The sequence below is a fragment of the Methylobacterium phyllostachyos genome (assembly GCF_900103445.1).
GTDB lineage: Bacteria > Pseudomonadota > Alphaproteobacteria > Rhizobiales > Beijerinckiaceae > Methylobacterium > Methylobacterium phyllostachyos.
The window spans coordinates 1-22,327 of the sequence record NZ_FNHS01000012.1; the positions used below are offsets into that span (position 1 = coordinate 1).

General features: G+C 69.9%; 21 protein-coding genes and 1 pseudogene. 11 read left to right on the forward strand and 11 right to left on the reverse strand.

Annotation, left to right across the window (positions count from 1 at the left end):
- Window positions 1-345 (forward strand): annotated as a pseudogene (locus BLQ49_RS19005) (polysaccharide biosynthesis/export family protein); the annotation flags it as partial.
- 149 nt (window positions 346-494) lie between these two features.
- A complete protein-coding gene (locus BLQ49_RS19010) occupies window positions 495-1,631 on the forward strand; it encodes a branched-chain amino acid ABC transporter substrate-binding protein (protein WP_091718512.1) in 1,137 nt (378 codons plus the stop codon).
- Window positions 1,632-1,752: 121 nt separating this feature from the next.
- Here BLQ49_RS19010 and BLQ49_RS19015 read toward each other — a convergent pair whose 3' ends face one another.
- Window positions 1,753-2,319: a tyrosine phosphatase family protein gene (locus tag BLQ49_RS19015; RefSeq protein ID WP_091718515.1), complete on the reverse strand. Its 567-nt coding sequence runs from the start codon at window positions 2,317-2,319 to the stop codon at window positions 1,753-1,755.
- A 142-nt stretch (window positions 2,320-2,461) separates the two neighbouring features.
- On the opposite strand from BLQ49_RS19015, the gene BLQ49_RS19020 reads away from it, so the two are divergent.
- Window positions 2,462-3,601 carry a TRAP transporter substrate-binding protein gene (locus BLQ49_RS19020; protein WP_091718517.1) on the forward strand — a complete coding sequence of 380 codons (1,140 nt, stop codon included), beginning with the start codon at window positions 2,462-2,464 and terminating at the stop codon, window positions 3,599-3,601.
- A 35-nt stretch (window positions 3,602-3,636) separates the two neighbouring features.
- Window positions 3,637-5,049 (forward strand): phosphatase PAP2 family protein, encoded by a 1,413-nt coding sequence (locus tag BLQ49_RS19025; protein ID WP_091718519.1) that lies wholly within the window; start codon window positions 3,637-3,639, stop codon window positions 5,047-5,049.
- A 129-nt stretch (window positions 5,050-5,178) separates the two neighbouring features.
- Here the strand turns inward: BLQ49_RS19025 and BLQ49_RS19030 are convergent, their stop codons facing one another.
- Window positions 5,179-5,556 carry a PH domain-containing protein gene (locus tag BLQ49_RS19030; protein ID WP_091718520.1) on the reverse strand — a complete coding sequence of 126 codons (378 nt, stop codon included), beginning with the start codon at window positions 5,554-5,556 and terminating at the stop codon, window positions 5,179-5,181.
- Window positions 5,557-5,669: 113 nt separating this feature from the next.
- The gene (locus BLQ49_RS19035) at window positions 5,670-6,785 is read right to left on the reverse strand and encodes an NHL repeat-containing protein (protein WP_091718522.1); all 1,116 of its coding nucleotides are present in this window, start codon (window positions 6,783-6,785) and stop codon (window positions 5,670-5,672) included.
- Between the two features lie 541 nt (window positions 6,786-7,326).
- Here BLQ49_RS19035 and BLQ49_RS19040 point away from each other — a divergent pair.
- The 5 genes from BLQ49_RS19040 (at window position 7,327) to BLQ49_RS19060 (ending at window position 13,440) form a co-directional block, all read left to right on the forward strand.
- Window positions 7,327-8,715 carry a deoxyribodipyrimidine photo-lyase gene (locus tag BLQ49_RS19040; protein ID WP_091718524.1) on the forward strand — a complete coding sequence of 463 codons (1,389 nt, stop codon included), beginning with the start codon at window positions 7,327-7,329 and terminating at the stop codon, window positions 8,713-8,715.
- A 337-nt stretch (window positions 8,716-9,052) separates the two neighbouring features.
- A complete protein-coding gene (locus BLQ49_RS19045) occupies window positions 9,053-10,729 on the forward strand; it encodes a cache domain-containing protein (RefSeq protein WP_091718526.1) in 1,677 nt (558 codons plus the stop codon).
- A gap of 157 nt (window positions 10,730-10,886) precedes the next feature.
- Window positions 10,887-12,266 carry a chloride channel protein gene (locus BLQ49_RS19050; RefSeq protein WP_091718528.1) on the forward strand — a complete coding sequence of 460 codons (1,380 nt, stop codon included), beginning with the start codon at window positions 10,887-10,889 and terminating at the stop codon, window positions 12,264-12,266.
- 129 nt (window positions 12,267-12,395) lie between these two features.
- Window positions 12,396-12,575 (forward strand): DUF1328 domain-containing protein, encoded by a 180-nt coding sequence (locus tag BLQ49_RS19055; protein WP_091718532.1) that lies wholly within the window; start codon window positions 12,396-12,398, stop codon window positions 12,573-12,575.
- Window positions 12,576-12,585: 10 nt separating this feature from the next.
- Window positions 12,586-13,440 carry an SDR family oxidoreductase gene (locus BLQ49_RS19060; protein WP_091718894.1) on the forward strand — a complete coding sequence of 285 codons (855 nt, stop codon included), beginning with the start codon at window positions 12,586-12,588 and terminating at the stop codon, window positions 13,438-13,440.
- 12 nt (window positions 13,441-13,452) lie between these two features.
- On the opposite strand, the gene BLQ49_RS19065 is transcribed toward BLQ49_RS19060, so the two are convergent.
- Window positions 13,453-14,412: a cation diffusion facilitator family transporter gene (locus BLQ49_RS19065; RefSeq protein WP_091718534.1), complete on the reverse strand. Its 960-nt coding sequence runs from the start codon at window positions 14,410-14,412 to the stop codon at window positions 13,453-13,455.
- Between the two features lie 148 nt (window positions 14,413-14,560).
- On the opposite strand from BLQ49_RS19065, the gene BLQ49_RS19070 reads away from it, so the two are divergent.
- Window positions 14,561-14,998 carry an HIT family protein gene (locus BLQ49_RS19070; RefSeq protein ID WP_091718536.1) on the forward strand — a complete coding sequence of 146 codons (438 nt, stop codon included), beginning with the start codon at window positions 14,561-14,563 and terminating at the stop codon, window positions 14,996-14,998.
- Between the two features lie 3 nt (window positions 14,999-15,001).
- Here the strand turns inward: BLQ49_RS19070 and BLQ49_RS19075 are convergent, their stop codons facing one another.
- From BLQ49_RS19075 to BLQ49_RS19105, 7 genes are all read right to left on the reverse strand, one after another.
- Window positions 15,002-15,217, reverse strand: a complete 216-nt coding sequence (locus BLQ49_RS19075) for a hypothetical protein (RefSeq protein WP_244507679.1) — start codon at window positions 15,215-15,217, stop codon at window positions 15,002-15,004.
- 31 nt (window positions 15,218-15,248) lie between these two features.
- On the reverse strand, window positions 15,249-15,656 hold the full coding sequence (locus BLQ49_RS19080; RefSeq protein ID WP_091718538.1) for a PilZ domain-containing protein: 408 nt from the start codon (window positions 15,654-15,656) through the stop codon (window positions 15,249-15,251).
- Window positions 15,657-15,911: 255 nt separating this feature from the next.
- Window positions 15,912-16,142: a hypothetical protein gene (locus BLQ49_RS19085; protein ID WP_091718540.1), complete on the reverse strand. Its 231-nt coding sequence runs from the start codon at window positions 16,140-16,142 to the stop codon at window positions 15,912-15,914.
- Window positions 16,143-16,259: 117 nt separating this feature from the next.
- Complete coding sequence (locus BLQ49_RS19090) at window positions 16,260-18,347, reverse strand: NAD(+) synthase (RefSeq protein WP_091718542.1); 2,088 nt, start codon at window positions 18,345-18,347, stop codon at window positions 16,260-16,262.
- A gap of 158 nt (window positions 18,348-18,505) precedes the next feature.
- On the reverse strand, window positions 18,506-18,751 hold the full coding sequence (locus BLQ49_RS19095; protein WP_091718544.1) for a hypothetical protein: 246 nt from the start codon (window positions 18,749-18,751) through the stop codon (window positions 18,506-18,508).
- A 101-nt stretch (window positions 18,752-18,852) separates the two neighbouring features.
- Entirely contained in the window at window positions 18,853-19,260 is a 408-nt protein-coding gene (locus tag BLQ49_RS19100) for an HVO_A0114 family putative DNA-binding protein (RefSeq protein ID WP_091718546.1), read from the reverse strand.
- Entirely contained in the window at window positions 19,257-19,550 is a 294-nt protein-coding gene (locus BLQ49_RS19105; protein ID WP_091718547.1) for a toxin-antitoxin system TumE family protein, read from the reverse strand. Before BLQ49_RS19105 ends, BLQ49_RS19100 begins: the two co-directional genes overlap by 4 nt.
- 360 nt (window positions 19,551-19,910) lie before the next feature.
- On the opposite strand from BLQ49_RS19105, the gene BLQ49_RS19110 reads away from it, so the two are divergent.
- Window positions 19,911-22,327: DNA translocase FtsK (locus BLQ49_RS19110; RefSeq protein ID WP_244507691.1), on the forward strand; the 2,417-nt coding region annotated here is incomplete at its 3' end.

Genomic DNA, 22,327 nt, shown 5'->3' on the forward strand with positions numbered 1-22,327 from the left:
GACGGGATCACCCTGGCGCAGGCCCTGGCCAAGGCGCGCGGCCTGTCGGACTTCGCCGCCGACCCGGCCGGCACGTTCATCTTCCGGTTCGAGCCGGCCAGCGTGGTGCGGCGGTTGAGCCCGGGCTCGAAGCTGCTCGGCACGCCCCTGGTTCCGGTGGTGTACCGGATCGACATGCGCGATCCGAACAGCCTGTTCGTCAGCCAGGCGTTCCGGATGCGCAACCGCGACCTCGTCTACGTCTCGAACGCACCGTTCACCGAGCTGTCGAAGGTGCTCTCCGCCTTCAGCGGCGTCACCGGACCGCTCTCCTCGGTCGCAACCGCGTATTACTACGCGAAGTGAAGACGGGACGACGGCCGACGGGGCGCGGAAAAAAATCGCGTTTCCCTGCGTCCTCGCGTATGGGCATCGGGTGCGGTGCGGATATGCGGCGTGGATGCCGCTGCCTTCCGCCTGTGGTCGCCGCGCGCAAGGATGCCTAGAAGAGCCCGATGAAGATCGGACGCGTCGTCCCCGCCAGCGGGCCATTCCGGCCTGCCCTGATAGGCTTAAGCCTGTGTGTCGCGCTCCTCCCGGCGGTACCGGCGAAGGCCGACGTGGTGGTCGGCGTGGCGGTGCCACGTTCGGGCCCCTACGTGGCGGTGGGCGAGCAGGTGCTGCGCGGGGTCGAGGCTGCGGCGCGGGATGCCAACGCCATGGGCGGCCTCGACGGCCAGTCCGTGACCCTCGACGTGCAGGACGATGCCTGCGACTCGAACACCGCGACGGCGGTGGCCAACCATTTCGTGCGCGGGAACGTGCGCCTCGTCGTCGGGCATGTCTGCTCCAACGCTTCGATCGCGGCGTCCGACATCTATGCCCAGAACGGCGTGGTGATGATCACCGCGGCCTCGGTGGCGGCCCGGCTCACCGACCGGGGGCTTCCCACCATCTTCCGCGTCTGCGGGCGCGACGACGATCAGGCCCGGCTGTCGGCCGCCGTGCTGGCCGAGCGGTTCCGCGACCGCAAGATCGCGCTGATCCAGGATCAGACCCCGGCCTCCCGGGCGCTCGCCGCCGCCACCAAGGACAATCTCAACCGGATCGGCATCAACGAGGCGCTGTCGCTCTCGTTCTCGCCGAGTGACGCCGACGATACCGCCCTGGCCGACCGCCTCAAGGGCGCGGGGATCGAGGTCGTCTATTATGGCGGCGATGCCACCGAGATGGGGCGCCTCGTGAAGATCGCCGCCGACCGGGGTTTTCGCCCGCAATGGTTCGGCACCTCGGCCATCGCCACGCCGGACTTCGCCAAGATCGCGGGGCCCGCGAGCAACGGCGTGCTGATGACCTTCTACCTCGATCCGAGCCGGCAGCCGGCCGCCGCCAACGTGGTGAAGGCCTTCAAGGCCGAGGGCGTCGACCCCACCGGCTCGACGATCTACGGCTACGCGGCCATGCAGGCCCTGGTGGCCGCCGGCAACTTCGCGCATTCGGCCGAGCCGAAGCCGATCGCGCAGGCGCTGCACACGGAGCGGTTCGACCTCGTGCTCGGCACAGTCGGGTTCGACACCAAGGGCGACGTCACCGCGCAGGGCTACGTGCTCTACGTGTGGAAGGACGGGAGCTTCACGCCAGCGGGGAAGTGACGACTTTCGTGTCGCTCCGGACCGCGTGCTGGGTGAGGCGCAGCGTGCCGGGACCTGCGGAAGGTCCGCCTCCGAGCGTGCCGATGAGGAATCGTGGCTTCCTGTTGACCGGATCGCAGCGCTAGGCCTCCGCCGCGTCCACCTCGGCGCCGCGCCCCAGCCCGCGCAGCAGCTCGGCGAGGTGCGGCCGCACCTGCAATTGCAGGGCGTGGAGCTGCCGCACGGCCTCGCTGAGCCGCCCCGCCCGGCCGAGTTGCGCGTCCGCGAAACCGATCATCCGGGCATTGGGCCAAGCTGGCTCGCGCAGGGCGTGGAGCCGCGCCACCAGGGCCTCGGCCGGAGCCTCCGGCTCGGCTTGCGCGAACAGCATCAGCAGCGCCGCCGTGGAGCGCGACAGTCCGTAGTGGCAATGCACCAGCAGATGGGCTGCCCCGTCGAGCTGCCGCCCGAACGCGAGGATCGCCGCCACATCGTCGGGCTCGGGCGGCACCAAGCCCTCGCCGGGGCCGAGGCAATCGTGAAACCGGAGCGTCGTGCGGGCATGGGCGCCGTAGGCCGAAAACACCTCCGGCTCCGGCGTACCGGGATCGAGGAGGGACAGGACGTGGCTGACCCCGCTGGCCCCGTGGCCGGCCAGTTCCTCAAGGCCGCAGACGGTGTGCAGGGTGACGGCGGGCTCTGAGCGCATGCCCGGCGCCTAACACGGCCGACAGCCGGTTTCGAGATGCGACGGAACTGCCCAGGCCGTCGGCGGCTTTCGAGAACCGGCGTGGACATGCTAGCTGCGGCCCGCGATTCCGTGCCGGACGGATCGGACACGCTCGAACGAGATGCCGTTGGACGAGACCCTCATCGCGCGCCCACCCCGCAGCGGAACGCGGCGCCGCACCGTGCTCACCGCCGGCCTCGGCGCGGCCGCGACGCTCGGCGGGCCGCTCGCCGCCCCGGCCCGGGCCGAGGGTGCCCCCGAGCTGCGCTGGCGCCTCTCCTCGGCCTACGCCAAGAGCCTCGACATCCTGTTCGGCGCCCCCGAGGCGCTCAGCCGGATCGTCGCGGAGGCGACCGACGGGCGCTTCCAGATCCAGGTCCTCGGCCCCGGCGAGCCGGTGCCCGCCGAGGGGCTCTTGGACGCCGTCGCTGCCGGCACCGTCGAGATGGGCCATGGGCCGGCGACGCTGGGCATGGCCAAGGACCCGACCTTCGCGCTCGCCACCGCCATCCCGTTCGGCCTCAACGCCCGGGGCGCCGCCGCGTGGTGGCAGGCGGGGGGCGCGGCCGAGCTGTTCGCCGAGGTCTTCGCGAAGGCCAACTTGGTCTGCCTGCCCGGCGGCAACACCGGCGCCCAGATGGGCGGCTGGTTCCGGCGCGAGATCAAGAGCCTCGCCGACCTGCAGGGCCTCAAATTCCGGATCGACGGCATGGGCGGGCAGGTGCTCGCCAAATTCGGCGTCCAGCCCCAGTCGGTCCCCGGCCCGGAAATCTACGCCGCGCTGGAGAGCAAGAAGCTCGACGCCGCCGAGTGGATCGGCCCCTACGACGACGAGCGCCTCGGCCTGCAGAAGGTCGCGCCGGTCTATCACTATCCCGGCTTCTGGGAGGGCGGCGCGATGCTGCACTTCTGGTTCAACGCCGAGAAGTGGAAGGCGCTGCCGAAAGCCTATCAGACGATCCTGCGGGCCGCCGCCGCGCAGGCGGGCGCCGAGGTGCAGGCCAAGTACGACGCGCGCAACCCTCAGGCCCTGCGCCGGCTCGTCGCCGGCGGCGCCTTGCTGCGGCCCTTCCCCCAGGAGGTGATGGAGGCCGCCCTCAAGAACGCCAACGACGTCTACGGCGAGATCGCCGCCAAGAACGGCGATTTCCGGCGCGTCTACGAGGCGATGCGCACCTTCCGCAACGAGGAGTATCTCTGGTTCCAGGTGGCGGAGTACACCTACGACAATTTCATGATCCGGGCCCGGGCGCGGGGTTAGCGTCCGGGGCGGTATCGGCAGAAGCGGAGGGCTGCATGTTCGGGACGCTGCGGGTCGGGTTGGCGCTGCTCGGGGCGGCGCTGCCCCTTCAAGCCTTCGCCCAGTCGGCCGCCAACCTGACCGCCTTGCGCGGGCTGGTCCCGGTGGCGCGCCTGCAGACCTCGCCCGAGGGCAAGGCGGCGCTCGACGCCAACCTGCGCGTCACGGGCGACATCCAGACCGGCGCGCTCGCGCAGCCGATCCTGCTGCCGCTGCCCGAGCAGCAGCAGCTCGCCCTGCGGGACTGCTTCATCACCGACGGCAACGCCACCAACCTCGCCGACGGCCTCGGCACGACCCTGGCCCAGGCCTACCAGGCCAAGGCGGCCTACAGCGACCACAAGACCTTCACGAGCATCGCGCCCGCGGTCGCCAACCTGATCGGCTACACCAACAACGTCACCAAGGCGGATTCGAATTCCGGCAAGTATTTCTTCGCGAACGCCACCACCAACGGCAAGCATCCGGTCTCGGACGAGGCCGCCGCGATCCTGTCGAACGGGGCGGTCACCGACGTGTTCGGCAAGGCATATGACCGCCCGGCCGGGAGCCCCGGCGCCGACCGCTACGGCAATTCGCGGCCGTTCCAGACCCTGCCGCGGCTGCGGGCCTATCGCGGCAAGGATTATTTCGGCGCCCCGTCCCACAGCCTCGACTGGCTGCGCGGTCCCGCCCAGGATCTCGTGGACAGCCCGTCCTATCCGAGCGGGCACACCACCTACGGCTACACCGAATCCATGGTGCTCGCGCTCCTCGTGCCCGAGCGCTACCAGCAGATGGTGGCCCGGGCCGCCGAGTACGGCAACGACCGGATCATCGTCGGGGCGCACTACGCCATGGACGTGCTCGGCGGCCGGGCGACCTCGCTGCACGCCCTGGCGCATCTGCTCGCCAACGATCCGGCCTATGTCGGGCAGATCCGGAAGAACCCCGCCGTCCTGGACAAGGCCACCGCCGAGGCCGACCGGACCGTGGCCGTGACCGATTATCGGGCGCTCCTGACCGAGGCCCGCGCGGCGATGACCGAGGCGCTGACGGCCGGCTGCGGCGACACGGTGGCGGCCTGCGCGACGAAGGATACCGGCCGGTTCAAGGATGCGGCCGCCAACGCGGCCTTCTACGCGGCGACCCAGACCTATGGCCTGCCCGTGGTGCATCCCGACACCGCCGGCCGGCGGGAGGACGTGGGCCAGCGCGCGCCGGAGGCCGGCCATCTGCTGACCGCCGCCTTCCCGGCGCTGACGCTGGACGAGGCCAACGCCATCCTGACGGAGACCCAGGGGCCGGGCGGCGGCTTCCTCGACGACGGCTCGGAATTCGGCGTCTATTCGCGCCTCGACCTCTACGCGGCTTCCGGCAAGGCGGCGGCGCTCGCGGCGAGCCGGGCAGGGGCCGGCGCGACGCGCTGAGCGCGCCGAGACGCTTCTGCCTTTGCGAGCGCGAGCGAAGCGATCCAGTCAGCGCCCCGTCCGCTGCGGTTGCGCTACCCCGGGTCACTTCGCTGCGCCCGTGATGACGGATCGGACCGGGACGGTGCGCTAGCGCAGCACGCCCTCCGCCAGGGCGCGCTGGATGCCGCGCACGTCCGTGCCCTTCTTCAGGGTCCGCTCGATCGGCTGCGGCGTGCCCGACACCCAGATCTTGAGTTCGGCATCGAGATCGAACGTGCCGGCGGTCTCGACCGAGAAGCGCACGATCGCCCGGTAGGGCACCGACAGAAACTCGACCTTGCTGCCCGTGACACCCTGCACGTTGATCAGGATCACGCGGTGTTCCGTGAAGACGAAGACGTCCCGGATGATCCGGAAGGCGAGGCGGGCCGTCTCGCCCGCGATCAGGATCCCGTCGAGCCTGCGTTCCAGGCTGGCGGTATCGACCGCGGTGCCGTGGCCGAGCAATCCATCCAGCAGACCCATCGTCTCACCCACCGATCTGTTTGTTTACCGGACGATAGCCAGCAGCCAACCCTGTGACCCGGCGGCTGGAGCTATAGCCCCGCGCCGCCCTCAATGCGTCGTCGCCCGCGCTCCTACGGCGTCCGCTTGCGCAGGACGAAGTTTCCGAGGGCCAGGAATTTCTGCGCCCGCTTGCCGGTATCGACCTCGGTGGTGAACACGTTGCCCTTCGAATCGACCGCGAGGTTGTGGACCCAGTGGAACTGGCCCGCCATGCGCCCGTTCCGGCCGAAGGCGCCGACCACCGCCCCCGTGTCCCGGGAGAGGGTGCGGACCTCGTTGTTCGCCCCGTCGGCGTTGAGCAGGTAGGTCTCGTCGGCGTCCGGCCAGAGGGCGAGTTCCCAGACCGAGCCGTTGGCGCGGGTGTTCTTCTCCACGAAGAACTCCTTCACGAAGCTCCCGTCCTTCTTGAACACCTGAATCCGGTCGTTGGTGCGGTCACAGACATAGACCAGTCCATCCTGGGCAATACGCACGCAGTGGACCGGGTTGGCGAATTGCTTGGCCGGGGCGGCTGCCGGGTCGTAGGGGCCGAGCTTGTCGTCGGTCGGCGGCGTGCCGTAGGCGCCCCACATCCGCTTGAACGCACCGGTGTCCCGGTCGAACACGATGATGCGGTGGTTGTAGTAGCCGTCCGCGACGTAGACCTCGTTGGCCGCCATGTCGAAATCGACGTTGGCGGGCTTGCCCAGGCGGCTGGTATCGCGGCTGTCGGTCTGCGGTCCGGCCTTGCCGATCTGCAGCACGAATTTCCCCTCGGGGGTGAACTTCAGGAGCTGCCCGTCCTGGTCGCCGTTGCCGGCGATCCAGACGAAGCCCTGGCCGTCGATCTGGATGCCGTGCTCGTTGGTCGGCCAATCGTAGCCGGGGCCGGGGCCGCCCCAACTCTGCAATAGGTTGCCGGCCTGATCGAATTCCAGAACCGGCGGGGCCGGCTTGCAGCACTTGCTCCGGGGCGGGTCTAGGCTTGCAGCCTTCTCGTCGTCGGTCAGCGTGCGCGGCCGCTGGATGACCCAGACGTGGTCCTGCGCGTCCACGGCGACGCCGGAGGCTTGGCCCATAATCCAGTCGTTCGGGAGCGGCTTCGGCCAAGCCGGATCGACTTGGAACCGGGGCGCCTCCGCGGCCGGCGCGGGGCCCGCGAGGGCAAGCAGGCAGGCGAGCGCCGGTAACGCGGCGGTGATCCTCATGGCGTGTCCTCCCGCGCCCGTCCCGGCGCTCCACGCCAGCATGGCGCCAGGGCTCGGTGGGATCCAGCCTGTCGACCGCGCTCGGGTGACAGAGGCGGCCCGGGCACATCCGGACAGAAAAAAGGCCACCCCCGAAGGAGCGGCCCGAAGTCTAGGGAGGAAACGCCCAAGAAGGGCAGCGGGACCGCGACGCCATCGCCGTCCCGCGCTGCACAATCTGCGCGTCTGGCGGAGAATTTCAAGGCCATCAGGACAGCACCTCTGTCCTTTTGTGCGGCTGCACACGCCTCTACCGGATCCTGTGTTGAAAATGTCGCAGGCCCGTGAAGTGCCCCCGACAACAGAATTCCCGCGTCAAACTCGGGTCAATCGCCTCGTAAGTCGCTGACGAACCATATGTTTGGGGCATCCATCCCGGCCCCGGCCGGGCCGCTGGTCTGCACTCGGCCGTGTTCGCGTCAAGGAGAGACGCTGGGGCGGTCCGCTCTAGCTTTCCGGCCAAGTCTCGATGACGCGGCGCGAAGCAAGAATCAGGGTGAGCATGGCGATCCAGGGTGAGCGAATCCGGGTTCTCAACGATGTCGAGCCGCGCGCGGACGGGGCTTACGTGCTCTATCTGCTTCAGCAGGCCAACCGGGCGACGTTCAACCCGGCCCTCGAACTCGCCATCGAGGAGGCGAACCGCCTAGACCTGCCGGTGGTCGCCTGTTTCGGCCTGCTCGACGGCGCCAGCGGCTTTCCCGAGGCCAATGCCCGGCACTACGCCTTCCTGCTCCAGGGTCTCGCAGACGCGAAGGCCGGTCTGGAGAAGCGCGGGATCGGCTTCGTCATGCGCAAGGCCTCGCCCGCCAAGGTGGCCATCGACCTCGCCGAGGACGCGGCGCTCCTCGTCCTCGATCGCGGCTACCTCGCCATCCAGAAGGGCTGGTACGCGGAGATCGTGAAAGCCGTGGAGACGCGTATCGTCCAGGTCGAGGGCGACGTGGTGGTGCCGGTCGAGACCGCCTCGAAGAAGCACGAATTCGCCGCTCGCACCCTGCGGCCGAAGCTGAACCGGCTGTGGGACCCGTTCATCGCCGAGCTGAAGCCGCGCAAGCCCAAGCACGCGGCCGGCACGCTCAAGCTCAAGAGCGCCATCGACGTCTCGGATCCCGAGGCGGTGCTCGCCGGCATGACGCTCGACCGGGTGGTGGGGCCGGTGAAGCGCTTCATCGGCGGCGAGACCGAGGCCCGCACGCGCCTGAAGGCCTTCCTGAAGGACGGGTTCGCGGGCTACGGCGCCGACCGCAACATGCCGGAGGCGGCCGCCGCCTCGCATATGAGCCCCTACCTGCATTTCGGCCAGATCTCGCCCGTGGAGATCGCCCTGGCAATCCGCGAAGCCAAGACGGGCGATGACGACGACCGCGGCGCCTATCTGGAGGAGGTGATCGTCCGGCGCGAACTCGCGATGAATCATGTGTTCTACACGGAGGGCTACGATTCCTACGCGGCCGCCGTACCCGAATGGGCACGCAAGACGCTGGGCGAGCACGCGAAGGATGAACGGCCGCACGCCTATACGGAAGAGCAACTGGCGGCCGGCGAAACCCACGACCGCTACTGGAACGCCGCGATGCAGGAGATGCGCGAGACCGGCTACATGCACAACCAGCTGCGGATGTACTGGGGCAAGAAGATCCTCGAATGGTCCCCCTCGCCTGAGGAGGGGTTCGCCCGCACGCTCCGGCTCAACAACCGCTACTTCCTCGACGGGCGCGATCCGAATTCCTTCACCAACGTCGCCTGGGTCTACGGCCTGCACGACCGCCCCTGGCAGAAGCGCAAGGTTTTCGGGACGGTCCGCTACCAGAGCGAGAACTCGTTGAAGAAGTTCGACGCCAAGGCCTACGTGAAGGCGGTAGAAAAACTCTGCGCCGCGGAGGCTTGAGGAACGCGCGCCAGGTGCGGGACGGGCCCGGTTTCCGGGTCCGAACCTGTCGGACCGCATGCGCGACGTACCCGCGCGGGCCGGCTGGAACGGGAGCGCGGCCGACCGGGTATGCAACCTGTGAGTGAAATCTCTCAACGCATGATGTTTGTCGATTAATTTCTGTATAGCATTCGATATTCGATCCGATTCAACGTTTCTTAATCCCATCAATACATCACGACTAGCTGTATCCATGCTCCATGGCTTAGCTCGGCCGCAGGCGCGGTGGCATGGCCCGTCACGCTTCCCGCGATGCCCGCGCGCCCTCATCCGGGGCGAAGGATCACAGCCCCCCATGACCGTCCGCATCGGCGCCCGCATCCAGGGCATCACCCTCGTCGCGCTTCTCGGCATGGCGGCCCTGATCGGCCTGTCGGTCTGGGGGCTGTCGGAGGCGGTGACCGAGGCGCGCGAGCTGCAGACGCGCAACCTCGTCGAGACCGCCCGCGGCGTGCTCACGTATTTCGAGGGCGAGGAACGGGCCGGCCGCATGAGCCACGAGGCCGCCCAGCAGGCCGCGGTCGCCGCCGTCCGGGGGCTTCACTACGCGGGCAACGAGTATTTCTGGATCCAGGACATGCAGCCGCGCATGGTGCTGCACCCGAAGGCGGATCTCGTCGGCAAGGACATTGCCGGGATCACCGATGCGAACGGCAAGCACCTGTTCATCGACGTGGTTGAGCAGGTGAAGCGGTCCGGTGGCGGTCTCGTCCCCTACCTGTGGCCGAAGCCCGGGCGCGACGGGCCGGTCGCCAAGATCTCCTACGTCCAGGGCTTCGCGCCATGGGGCTGGATCATCGGAACCGGCATCTATGCCGACGACACCGCCGCCCAGCTCCGCCCCACGCTGGTGAAGCTGCTCGCCGGCGCCGCCGTCGCGGCCGCCGCCATCGCTCTTCTGGCGATGCTGGTGGGCCGCGGCGTGGCGCGCCCGATCCGCGGACTGACCGACGCCATGGAGGGCTTGGCCGCGGGCGATCTGGATCGGGCCGTGCCGAAGGCGGCGCGGGCCGACGAGATCGGCCGCATGACCGACGCCGTGCACGTCTTCAAGGACAACCTGATCCGCACCCGGACCCTGGAGAGCGAGACCGTCGAGGGCCGCCGCGCCGCGGAGGAGCAGCGCCGGATCGGGATGCGCCAGATGGCCGACGGTTTCGAGAACGCGGTCGGCGCCATCGTCGGGCTGGTCTCCGCATCGGCCACGGCGCTGCAGGCAACCGCCCAGAAGATGACGTCGACAGCCACCGCGACCGCGAGCCAGTCGATGATGGTCGCCGCGGCGGCCGAGGCGGCCGCCTCCAATGTCGGCACCGTGGCGGCGGCCGCCGAGGAGCTGGGCTCGTCGGTCCAGGAGATCGGGCGGCAGGTCCAGGGCTCGGCGGGTCTCGCGCATCTCGCGGTGCGCGAAGCCGACGAGACCGGCCTGCGCGTTCAGGAGCTCAGCGCGGCCGTGGCGCGCATCGGCGATGTGGCCGGGCTGATCGCGTCGATCGCCGGGCAGACCAACCTCCTGGCGCTCAACGCCACCATCGAGGCCGCGCGCGCGGGGGCTGCGGGACGGGGCTTCGCCGTCGTGGCCTCCGAGGTGAAGGATCTGGCCGAGCAGACCGCCAAGGCCACCCACGCCATCGGGGAGCAGATCGCGCGGATCCAGGCTTCGACGGGGCAGGCGGTCACATCGATCGCCGGCATCACCGGGCGCATCCGGGAGATCAGCGCCGTGTCCACCTCGATCGCCGCCGCGGTCGAGCAGCAGGGCGCCGCCACACAGGAGATCGTCCGGAACGTGAGCCAGGCCGCTGCGGGGACCGGCGACGTCACCGGCACCATCGCGGGCGTCGCCGGCGCCGCGGAGGAGACCGGGGCGGCGGCCGGCGCGGTTCTGGGCGCCGCCTCGGAGCTGTCCCTCCAGGCCGAGCGCCTCGCGGCCGAGGTCGGCCACTTCCTGGCCACCGTCCGCGCGGCCTGACACGCGGGCGGGCTTTCGAGGCATCTCGGGATCGGCAGCGCCGTGCCGGGGCCGCTACGCAATCCGGCTCCCTGTGCGCCGGCTGCCGCGACTTGGGCCAATCTTGATTAACTGCGTTATAGCGTCCGTTCCGGCAGCGCGGGTGCAGTGCTCAATCATGGTGGAAATGCGCGACGACGTGCGGGACATAACCGGCTCCCCCCGCCCGCGGCGCTCCCGCTATCGCCGCTCGATCATGCGCCTGCGCTCGGCCTCGCTGGAGGCCTACCCGCTCTGGCGCGGGCGGATGCTGTTCCTGGCTGGGGGCATCTGCGTCGGCCTCGCCGCCGTGCTGATGGCCAAGGGGGCGGACCTCGCCCAGGACGGGTTCCGGCGGCTGATCGCGGTCTCGCCGCTCATCGCCCTGGGGCTGACCCCGGCGGGCTTCGCGCTGGCCGCGCTTCTGGCCCGCACCGTGTTCCCGAACTCGCAAGGGTCGGGCATCCCGCAGGTGATCGCCGCCCGGCACGCTCGGGATGCGCGCTTCCGATTCTCGCTGATCTCGCCGCGGGTGGCGTTCGGCAAGGTGCTGGTCCTGTTCCTGGGCCTGTTCTGTGGCGCCTCCGCGGGGCGCGAGGGACCGACCGTGCAGGTCGGCGCCGCCATCATGGCGGCCTTCGGCCGGCTGACGCCGGACCGCCTGCCGGGCCTGCTGCTGGCGGGCGGCGCGGCCGGCGTCGCGGCGGCCTTCAACACGCCGCTCGCCGGCATCGTGTTCGGCATCGAGGAACTGGGCCGGGCCTACGAGGCGCGTTCCTCCGGGCTGATCGTCGCCGGGATCGTGGCGGCGGGCCTGACCTCCCTGTGGCTCCTGGGCAATTACACCTATTTCGGAACTACCCAGGCCGAGCTGCCCTTCGCCGTCAGCTGGGTCGTGCTGGTGATCGCCATGATCGGCGGGCTCGCGGGCGGGCTGTTCAGCCGGATCGTGATCCTGTTCGCCCGGGGCCTGCCCGGGCGGGTCGGCCGTCTGATCCAGGCGCGGCCGGTGGTGTTCGCGGCCCTCTGCGGGTTGTGCGTCGCCCTATGCGGCCTCGCCTCCGGGAACACCGCCTACGGCACCGGCTACGAGGAGGCCCGGAACATCCTCCACGGCGAAGCGGCGGCGGGTTGGGGCTACGCGCCGCTGAAATTCGCCGCCACGGTGCTGAGTTCGATCAGCGGCATCCCGGGCGGCCTGTTCGCGCCCTCGCTCGCGGTCGGGGCCGGGCTTGGCGGTGCGGTCCACGGCCTCCTGCCGGAGGTGCCGGTGGGCGCCCTCGTGCTGATCGGCATGGTGGCCTACCTCACGGGCGTGCTCCAGGCGCCGATCACCAGCTTCGTCATCGTCACCGAGATGACCCAGAACCACGCGATGATGATTCCGCTGATGGTGGCCGCCCTGATCTCCGACGCCGCCTCGAAGGCGGTCTGCCGGGGCGGGCTCTACCACACGCTGGCCGAGATCATGCTGGAGCGGGCCGACGTGCCGGCGCAGCCGGTGGCCAAGACCGGTTGACGACCAAGGCCAGTTGGCCGCTCCTAAGAAAATAAGCGGCTCGAACGGGAATCGGCGGAACGGTCTCGCTTGGCGTCGGTTGAGGCAACGAAACGTAGCCCGGTCCTCGGGCACCTGTGGAGTGATGCCATGACCCTTCTGAAATGGGCCCTCATCTGCTTCGTGATCTCGCTGATCGCCGGTGGCCTCGGCTTCACGGGCATCGCCTCGGGCGCCGGCTCGCTGTCCCGGATCCTGTTCGGCCTGTTCCTGTTGATCGCCATCGTGATCGTCGTCATCGCCTTCGCGGTCGGTCAGGCGGTCTTCTGAGGCGCGCGTGTTGCGCGGCAAGGTCTGCCTCGTCACCGGGGCGACCAACGGCATCGGCTACGAGACGGCGCTCGGCCTCGCGCGCCTGGGCGCGCGGGTCGGCCTCGTCGGGCGCGATGCCGGGAAGACGCGGGTCAGCGCCGAGCGGATCCGCACCACCGTGCCGGGCGCGGCGGTGGATCCCCACATCGCCGACCTGTCGTCCCAGGCCGAGATCCGGCGGCTCGCCGCGACCCTGCGCGATGCCTATCCGCGGCTGGATGTGCTGGTGAACAATGCCGGCGCGATCTTCGACCACCGGACGCTTACGGTCGACGGGATCGAGCGCACCTGGGCGCTGGACCACCTGGGCTACGTGCTCCTGACGCTTGAGATCCTCGATACGCTCAAGGCATCCGCGGTGATCGGCGGCAAGCCGCGGATCGTCAACGTCGCCTCCGCGGCCCATTACCGGGGGCACATCGATTTCGACGACATCGAAGGCGCCCGGCGCTATGGGGCGATGCGGGCCTATGCCCAGGCCAAGCTCGGCAACGTGCTGTTCACCTACGCGCTCGCCCGGCGATTGCGGGACGAGGGTATCACCGTGAACGCCCTGCATCCCGGGGTGATCAACACGGGCTTCGCCCGGAACACCGGCGGCCTGTTCGGCACCGCGTGGGCGCTGATGCGGCCGTTCCTGACCACGCCGGAGAAGGGCGCGCAGACCTCACTCCATGTGGCGAGTGCCCCGGAGCTCGACGGAGTGACGGGCCGCTACTTCTCGCATTCCAGACCCAAGACCTCGTCGGCGGAAAGTCGTGACGAGGCCGTGCAGGAGCGGGTCTGGGCGCTGAGCCTGAAGCAGGTAGGGCGGAGCGACTGATCCGCCCGCCGTTTAGGCTGCCCGCCGCACCCCGTGATCCCCCTGCTGCTGGATCTCGATGAACACCCGGGTCACGTCCGGATTGCGCTGCTTCAGCGCCCGGTCGAGGCGGGTCACGAGGCTCTCGACCTCGCCGGCGCTCAGATCGTCGGCCATGTCGATGCTGAGATTGACCAGGATGTCGGAGGGGCCGAGGTGCTGGGTCAGCACCTCGTTGACATGGAGCACCCCCGGCTCGGCCCGCGCCAGTTCGAGGATGGCCGCGACGACCTCGGGATCGGCGGCCTCGCCGATCAGCAGGCCGTGGGTCTCGATCATCAGGAAGCCGGCCATCCCGATCAGCACGAGGCCGATCCCCACGGAGGCCCAGCCGTCGAGGCTCGGCATGTCGAGGAGGTGGCTGGCCGCGACGCCCGCGAGCGCGATCACGAGGCCGATCAGCGCGGCGGAATCCTCGGCCAGCACCGTGAACAGGGTCGGATCCTTGCTGCGCCGGATCGCCCGAACCGCCGAGTGCTTGCCCTTCTCGGCCCAGAACTGCCGCATCGCCACGAAGAACGAGGTGCCCTCGGCCGCGATGGCGAACCCTAGGATCGCGACGTTCACCCAGATCCCGGGCAGCCGGTAGCCGAAGAGTTCGGCATCCGAATCCCGCTGGGGATGACGGACCCGCTCGATTCCCTCGTAGACCGCGAAGAGGCCGCCGCCGAGGAAGATCATCAGCGCGACCACGAAGGCGTAGAAATAGATCTCGCGCCCGTAGCCGAACGGGTGGCGGTCGTCGGCCGGTCGCTCGGAGCGCTTCATGCCGACGAGCAGCAGCACTTGATTGGCCGTGTCGACCACCGAGTGCACGCCCTCGGCGAGCATCGCGGTCGAGCCGGTCAGCGCCCCGCCGACGAACTTCGCCGCCGCGATGGCGAGATTGGCGCCCGCCGCCGCGTAGATCGCCCCCGTGCTCTCGTGCGCCATCCGGTAATCCTCTGCACCTCGATCCGCGCCGCCCACCGCCACGCTCCGACCGCGGCGGTGCAAGCATCTCGGGGGCGGCGGGTTCCCATGTGGACGCGGCCGGGCGGCCCGTGCAACGTGTCGCCGCTCAAGGTTTTCCGGAGGCGGTATGGCCGACGCGCACTACGACCCCGACAACATCTTCGCCAAGATCCTGCGCGGCGAGATCCCCTGTCACCGCGTCTACGAGGATGCGCAGACGCTGGCCTTTATGGACGTGATGCCCCAGGGCGAGGGCCACACCCTGGTGATCCCGAAGGCGCCGGCCCGGGGCCTGCTCGATGCCGATCCCGAATCGCTCGCGGCCCTGATGGTGAGCGTCCAGCGTGTCGCCCGGGCCGTGAAGGCGGCGTTCCAGGCGGACGGGCTGACCCTGTTCCAGTTCAACGAGCCGGCCGGCGGCCAGACCGTCTTCCATCTGCACGTCCACGTCATCCCGCGGCGCGAGGGCGTGCCCCTGAAGCGCCACGAGGGCGGCATGGCCGACAATGCGGTCCTGGCCGAGCACGCGGCGCGCATCCGCGCGGCGCTCGACGCGCAGGGCTAAGCCTCAGGCGGCGCTCGCCGAATCGCCCTGGGCCATGCTGGCGAGCAGCCGGCGCAGGGCGGCGTTCTCGGTCTCCAACTCGCTCACCCGCCGCAGCAGCATGGTCACGGAGGCCTCGGTCGCGACCGGATCGGGCGCCGCCACCGCGGCCGGAGCCCGGGCGGGATCCTCGAAGATGACGCCGATCCCGGCGGTCCTGGCCGAGCACGCGGCGCGCATCCGCGCGGCGCTCGACGCGCAGGGCTAAGCCTCAGGCGGCGCTCGCCGAATCGCCCTGGGCCATGCTGGCGAGCAGCCGGCGCAGGGCGGCGTTCTCGGTCTCCAACTCGCTCACCCGCCGCAGCAGCATGGTCACGGAGGCCTCGGTCGCGACCGGATCGGGCGCCGCCACCGCGGCCGGAGCCCGGGCGGGATCCTCGAAGATGACGCCGATCCCGTCCTCCCGCCGCCAGCGCAGCGTCGCCCGGTAGGTGCGGTCCCTCTGTGGGATATAGAGGTCGAACGCCTCCGGCAGCGTCGCGGCATCGCTCATGACGAGGCGCGCCCCGGACGAGGACATGTCCCGCACGAGGCAGTCGAAGCTGGAGGATCCGTTGTTGAAGACGATGCGCCCCTTGAGGAAGACCCTCTGGCGCGTCTCTCGGCGGTGCTCCGACATCGGGCGGCTCCGGAAGGCTGGTGATCCGACCGAATCTGCACGCCAGCCCTTAAGGAATCTTCGCCGGGATACCGGACTCGGGGCCTAATTTGCGGGCGGATACCGGTAGAGTGGAAGCGGCTACAGGTTCTCGTCCGAAGGCCGGCGTAGCAGCCAACGGCTCCACGTGTCTCCCTCCCCGGCAGAGGGGGGAAGGGGAGGCGCGGAACGGCTCATCCTCGTTCTCGAACGGTGATCTGCGAACAAGCAGCCCACTCACGCCATGAAGCGCCGGTCCATGGTCTGGAACAGGTAGAACCCGTTGAAGCGCACCGCCGTGTCTGCGGCCCGGTCGTCAAAATCGCGGGGCTGCCGGCTGCCGTCGCAGAGCTTGCCGCCGAAGATCCACCGGCCCGCGCCGATGAAGGGCGGCACCGTGCTGGCCTCTGGCACCGCGCAGCAGAGGCCTTCCTCGCCCTTGAGCTGGAACAGGTTGTAGCTTCGCATTCGAAGTCCTCCGCCTGGCCGCCCTCGAAGCCGACTCTTCAACAATCCAAAATCTTGCACTGCGAAGAATCGGCTTGACCGTGCTCATAATGGCACAATCCGCCGAGTTTGTGACGGTCAAGTTTCGGGGACGTTTCGGGTCAGCTCCGCGATCCAGATCCGCGCCGAGCCGTCGGACGGTGCGCGCCAGTCGCCCCGCGGCGACAGGGAGCCGCCGGCCGAGACCTTCGGGCCGTTCGGCAGCGCCGAGCGCTTGAACTGGCTGAAGCCGAAGTAGCGGTTCAGGAACACGCCGAGCCAGCGCCGGATCTCGGGGAGGTCGTAAGCGACCCGCTTGGCCTCGGGGAAGTCCGGCGCCCAGAAGCCGCGTTCCTTGTCGCCCCAGGCATGCAGCGCCAGGAAGGCGATCTTTGAGGGCCGGAACCCATGGCGCAGCGTGTAGAACAGGTTGAAATCCTGCAGCGCGTAGGGGCCGATCGTTCCTTCCGTGCTCTGCGGGCTGTCGTCCTGGTCCATCGGCACCAGCTCGGGCGAGATCTCGGTGTCGAGGACCGCCTGGAGGGTGTGCGCCTCCTCGGGGCCGACCTCGCCGTTGCCGATCACCCAGCGGATCAGGTGCTGGATCAGGGTTTTGGGCACGCCGGCATTGACCGCGTAGTGGCTCATCTGATCGCCGACGCCGTAGGTGCACCAGCCGAGCGCCAGCTCCGAGAGATCGCCGGTGCCGACCACGAGGCCGCTCGCGTGGTTGGCGAGGCGGAACAGGTAATCGGTGCGCAGGCCCGCCTGCACGTTCTCGAAGGTCACGTCGTAGACCGCCTCGCCCTTGGCGAAGGGGTGGTTCATGTCGGCGAGCATCTGCTTGGCGGCCGGACGGATGTCGATCTCGGCGGCCGTGCAGCCGAGCGCCTTCATGAGCGCGTGGGCGTTGGTCTTGGTGGCGTTCGAGGTGGCGAAGCCCGGGAGCGTGTAGGCCAGGATGTCGGAGCGCGGATAGCCGAGGCGGTCGAACGCCTTGGCGATCACGATCAGCGCATGGGTCGAATCGAGGCCGCCCGAGACGCCGATGATGGCCTTGCGGGTGCCGGTCGCCTCCAGCCGCTGGGCGAGGCCCGCGACCTGAATGTTGTAGGCCTCGTAGCAATCCTGCGCGAGCCGCGTCGGGTCGGCCGGCACGAACGGGAAGCGTTCGATTCGTCGGATCAGGCCGAGATCCGCCTCCGGCGGGTCGAGCCGGAACGGCACCCGGCGATAGGTGAGGGCATGGCGGCGGGCGTCGTCGTCGAAGCTGCCGGCCTGGAGGCGGTCCTGGGCGATCAGGTCGAGGTCGATATCGGCCATCGTGGCCGCCGGCCCTTCGGGGAAGCGCTGGCCCTCGGCGAGGCGCACGCCGAGTTCGTCGATGCTGGTCTGGCCATCCCAGGAGAGGTCGGTGGTCGATTCGCCCTGGCCTGCGGCGGCATAGACATACGCGCAGGCGCCGCGCATCGAGGCCGCGCGGGACAGGAGCGCCCGCGACTCCGCCCGGCCGACCGTGATCGGGCTGCCGGAGAGATTCGCCAGCACCGTGGCGCCGGCCAGAGCCGCGCGCATGCCCGGCGGCTCGGGCACCCACAGATCCTCGCAGATCTCCACGCCGACCACGAGGCCCTGCAGGTCCTCAGCCGGGAACAGCAGGTCGGTGCCGAAGGGCGCATCGAAGCCGGCAACCCGGATGGTCTCGCCCACGATCCCGGCGCCGGAGGCGAAATGGCGCTTCTCGTAGAACTCCCGATAGTTCGGCAGGAAGGTTTTTGGCACCACGCCAAGCAGGCGGCCGCCCTGGATGGCCAGGGCGCAGTTGTAGATCCGGTGGCGCCAGCGCAGCGGCGCGCCGACGAGCAGCAGCGGGCGCAGGGAGGCCGATTCGGCGATCACCCGGTCGGCGGCCTCTTCGACGGCATCGAGCAGGGTCTGCTGGAGCAGCAGGTCCTCGATCGCGTAGGCCGAGAGGCCGAGTTCGGTGAAGACCGCCAGCGCCGCCCCCGAATCGTGGCAGGTCCGGGCGAGGGCGAGCACCGCGTCGGCGTTGCGCGCGGGCTCCGCCGGATGGCTGCGGCCCGTGCAGGCCGCGACCCGGGCGAAGCCGTGGCGATAGAGGGAGCGGAAGCCGGCCGGTCCGAGGCCCCGGGGATCGGCGGGAGACGGGGAAGGCGGCTGGGTCACGGGCACCTGTCCGGGGAGGGGGCTCTCGAGCCTATATGTGGCTCGACCGCGGGACAGGACATCATGTTCCGCGGAATATCCAGCCGGGCAGCACGCGCCGGTCCCGGACGAGCCCGATGAGGCCTTGGGACCCGTGACGTGGCGCCCGGGGGCGCCGGTCAGTGCTGGTCGAACCGCCGCGCTGAGCGTGCGTCGCGCTGGGCGTTCACGCGGGCGTTCTCTTCGCGCCAGGCCCGCTCGCTGTCGCGCTGGGCCTGCTGGCGCAGGATCTCGGTCTGCTGTCGCTGGCTGGCCGCGATATCCTTCAGCGCGTCGAGCTCGCGCTGGCGGGCGAAATCCTGGGCGAGGACCGGGGCGGATGCCGAGAGGAGGGCGGCGAGAACCAGGAATGTGAGGACACGCATGATGGATCCAGCTTGCCGGTGCGGGATCACTTTCGACACAGGCGCTATGAACACAGGCACCATGACGGCGCAGGGGCCGCGGATGTCATTCGTACCTGCCGCTATTCCGTGGGTTCGGTCGCCCGCTCTGAATCCCGGCTGCCCGCTCCAGATCGACCGAATTTCACCGTCACGGTTGCCTCTGAAGCAGCCAAGGTGAGTTGCCGACCGGTTCTGCGAATGGCGCCGGTCTCGGTGAGCGCGGCCACGTCGTCGTGAACGCGCCTGTAAGGCCGCCCGACACGACCGGCGAGTGCTGTGATCGACGGTGCCGGCGCTTCCGCAAGTGCGTCGAGGATCTCGATCCGCGCATCGGAAAACGCGGCCTTGAAGCCGTTCAGGCTCTCGAACACCAGAACAGGCCGCTCGGGCGTGAGATCACCAGCCGCGGCGCGATGCCAAGCCGTGATGAAGGCCTCACCGAGGTCCTCAGCCGAGCCGCCAATCTGAATGAGGGGCCCCTTGTTCATACCGATCCTCCGCGAAGCAGGCGGACCTCGCTAAGGAAGTCCGCGACCAACTGCTCGACCGTGGTGAATATGTAGCGGGTCTCCAAGTTTCCGCGATGGATGTGGTCGCCCTTCCCCGCCTCGTTGTCGTAGGCGAGAATGCGCTCGCCGGCGCGTCCATAGAACAGCGAGTATTTCAGGCTGTGCGCCGATCCGCGCACCGGCGTCGGCACGACCACGATCCTCATCTGCAAAATCGCGCCGTCGTCATAGTCGATTCGGCGGCTGAAGAGGCGCGTCGCCTTGGCCATGAGCCATATCTGACAGTAAAACTATGACATCAAGTGTCATATTTTCAAGTGGGCTGGCTTCTGGTTGAGCAGGTCGCGGGCGATCGCTCGGGAGACGGGTATCCCATGCTCGAAGCATCGCCGGGCTCCACCGTCGACCCACATGGTTGCCGTCAGATGGGCCCACGGCAAGCCTCCATTAACGACGAATGGCCTAACTCAGGGCAGCCCGCCGCGCACCGGCGGATCCCTGTTTCGAGTATCGTTCGAGAACCCATGCGCGCATCGGGACGGCCTCCGTACTCCCACCGTGATCCCGCCCGCCCGGTGCGTGGCGGCGACCGCTCGGGCCTCTCCCTGGGGGCCCTGGCGCATCGGCTGATGGCGCTCCGCGCGAGCCTCACCCGCCGTCTCTCCGGGTCGACCGCGGGGCTGCCGGTACGGCCCGCCTATGGCGCCCTCGCGCGTCGGGCGGAGCCGAGCTGGCTGACCGCACCGGCCGCCATGGTCGGGCGCGACATGCCGGAGCGCCCCACGCGTTCGCGCGCCGCGCCGCCCGAGCATGCTTGGCCGGATGAGGTCTTCGACGACCGGGCGAGCCTCGATGCCCCGGTGTTCGAGAGCCGGATCGACCGGAGCGCCTCCACGCCGGGCGTGCTGGTGCGCCAGCCGCGCCGGCCCGCCGCCATCGCGCCCGATCACGCCCCGGACGTCGCGCCGACGAGCGCCCCGGTCGCCGCGCCGCACCCGACCATGACGCCCTCGGCGGTGCGCTGGACCCGCACGCCCGATTCCGTGCTGCAGGAGCGCCGGCAGCGCGCCCTGGAGGCCGAGCGCGTCGCCCTGGAGCGGGCCCGCGCCGAGGCGCAGGCCGCCGCGCTCGCCCTGGAGACCGAGCGGGCCGCCCGCGAGCAAGCGGAGCAGGAACAGGCCGAGCGCGCTGGGATCGCCGAAGGGCAGGCCGAGCAGGTCGTCGCCGCGGACATCCTGTCCGGCTCCGCGCCCGAGGCCGAGGTGGTTCCCCTGTGGCGCCAGCCCTTCGTCGCCCCGCCGGGCGTCCGCTTCTTCCGGACGCCGGATCGTCGCCCGGTCCGGCCTGCCGTGGAGCTGTCCGCCTCGACGGCTGTGATCGCCCCGGTGGCGGTCACGTCGACGGTTCTGGAGCCGGCTATTCAAGAGGTTGTCGCCCAGGAGGCCTTCGCCCAACAGGATGCGGTCGAAGCCGTGGCCGTATCGGAGACGATCAACGCCCCCGCCGTGGCGCTGGCCCAGGATTGGTCCGACCTTCCGGACTGGTCGGGGGTTCAGCCCTGGTTCGGTGGCGGCGATTGGTCGTCTGTCGAGGCCTGGGCAGCGCTGGAGCCGCAGGCACCCGAGGCCGCCCCGGCGCCGGTCGCGCCCGAGACCGCCGCCGACCAGCCGCCGCGCCCCGTCTACGTCCTCGACCGGCTCGTACGGTTCGACCAGCCGCCGCGCCCCGCCGACGGGCAGGATAACGGCCGGACGGATGCATCCGAACCCGCCCGGAGCGAGGCTGCGGATGCAGCGCTCCGCGGCGCGTTCCTGCCGCCCGCCGCAATGCCGGCTCCAGCGCCGGCCGGCTTATCGCTGGTCTTCGGCCCGGGCAGCGCTGCGGCCGAGCCGCCGGCTGCCCCCGAGGCGCCGCGCCGTGTGCCGATGCTCAACGCCATGGCGGCCCGGGCGGCGATCCGTGCGGCTGGCCAGCCGAGCCCGGCGCCGGTGGTTCCCCCGGTCCAGGCCGAGGTTGTGGCGGCGCCGGTGGCGCCGGCCGTGTCCGGAACGGAGCGCGCCGAGGCCGAGCGGGTGGTGATTCCGATGACCCCGCGCCCGGTCCTGCTCCGGGGCAAGCTGGCGCCCCAGCCCGAGCCGGCCCCGGCCGAGATCGAAGCTGCGGCCGAGATGGAGGCTGAAGTCGAAGCCGCACCGATCCCGGCGGCGAACGAGCCGGTCGCCCCCGTGCCGGTGGCGCTGCCCATGGTCGCCCCGCGGGCGCACCTGATCCCGGCCGGCCGGCATCTGGAGATCGCGTCCGTCGAGAACGCCGATTACGAATTGCCCTCCCTCGATCTGCTCGCCCTGCCGGCGCCGGGCGGCAGCGCGGAGGTCGATGCCGACGTGCTGGAGCAGAACGCCCTCAACCTGCAGCAGACGGTTCAGGATTTCGGCGTGCGCGGCGATATCCTGGCGGTGCGGCCGGGCCCGGTCGTCACCCTCTACGAACTCGAGCCGGCGCCGGGCACCAAGTCCAGCCGCGTGATCGGCCTGTCGGACGACATCGCTCGCTCCATGTCGGCCGTCTCGGCCCGCGTGGCCGTGGTCCCCGGGCGCAACGTCATCGGCATCGAATTGCCGAACGAGACCCGTGAGACCGTCTACCTGCGCGAGCTGCTGGCCTCGGCCGACTTTGCCGAGAGCAAGCACAAGCTGGCGCTCTGCCTCGGCAAGAACATCGGCGGCGAGCCGATCATCGCCGACCTCGCACGCATGCCGCACCTGCTGGTGGCCGGCACCACCGGCTCGGGCAAGTCGGTGGCCATCAACACCATGATCCTCAGCCTGCTCTACCGGCTCAAGCCGGAAGAATGCCGCCTGATCATGGTCGACCCCAAGATGCTGGAGCTGTCGGTCTACGACGGCATCCCGCACCTGCTCTCCCCCGTCGTCACCGACCCCAAGAAGGCGGTGATCGCCCTCAAGTGGGCCGTGCGCGAGATGGAGGAGCGCTACAAGAAGATGTCCAAGATCGCCGTCCGGAATATCGACGGCTACAACGCCCG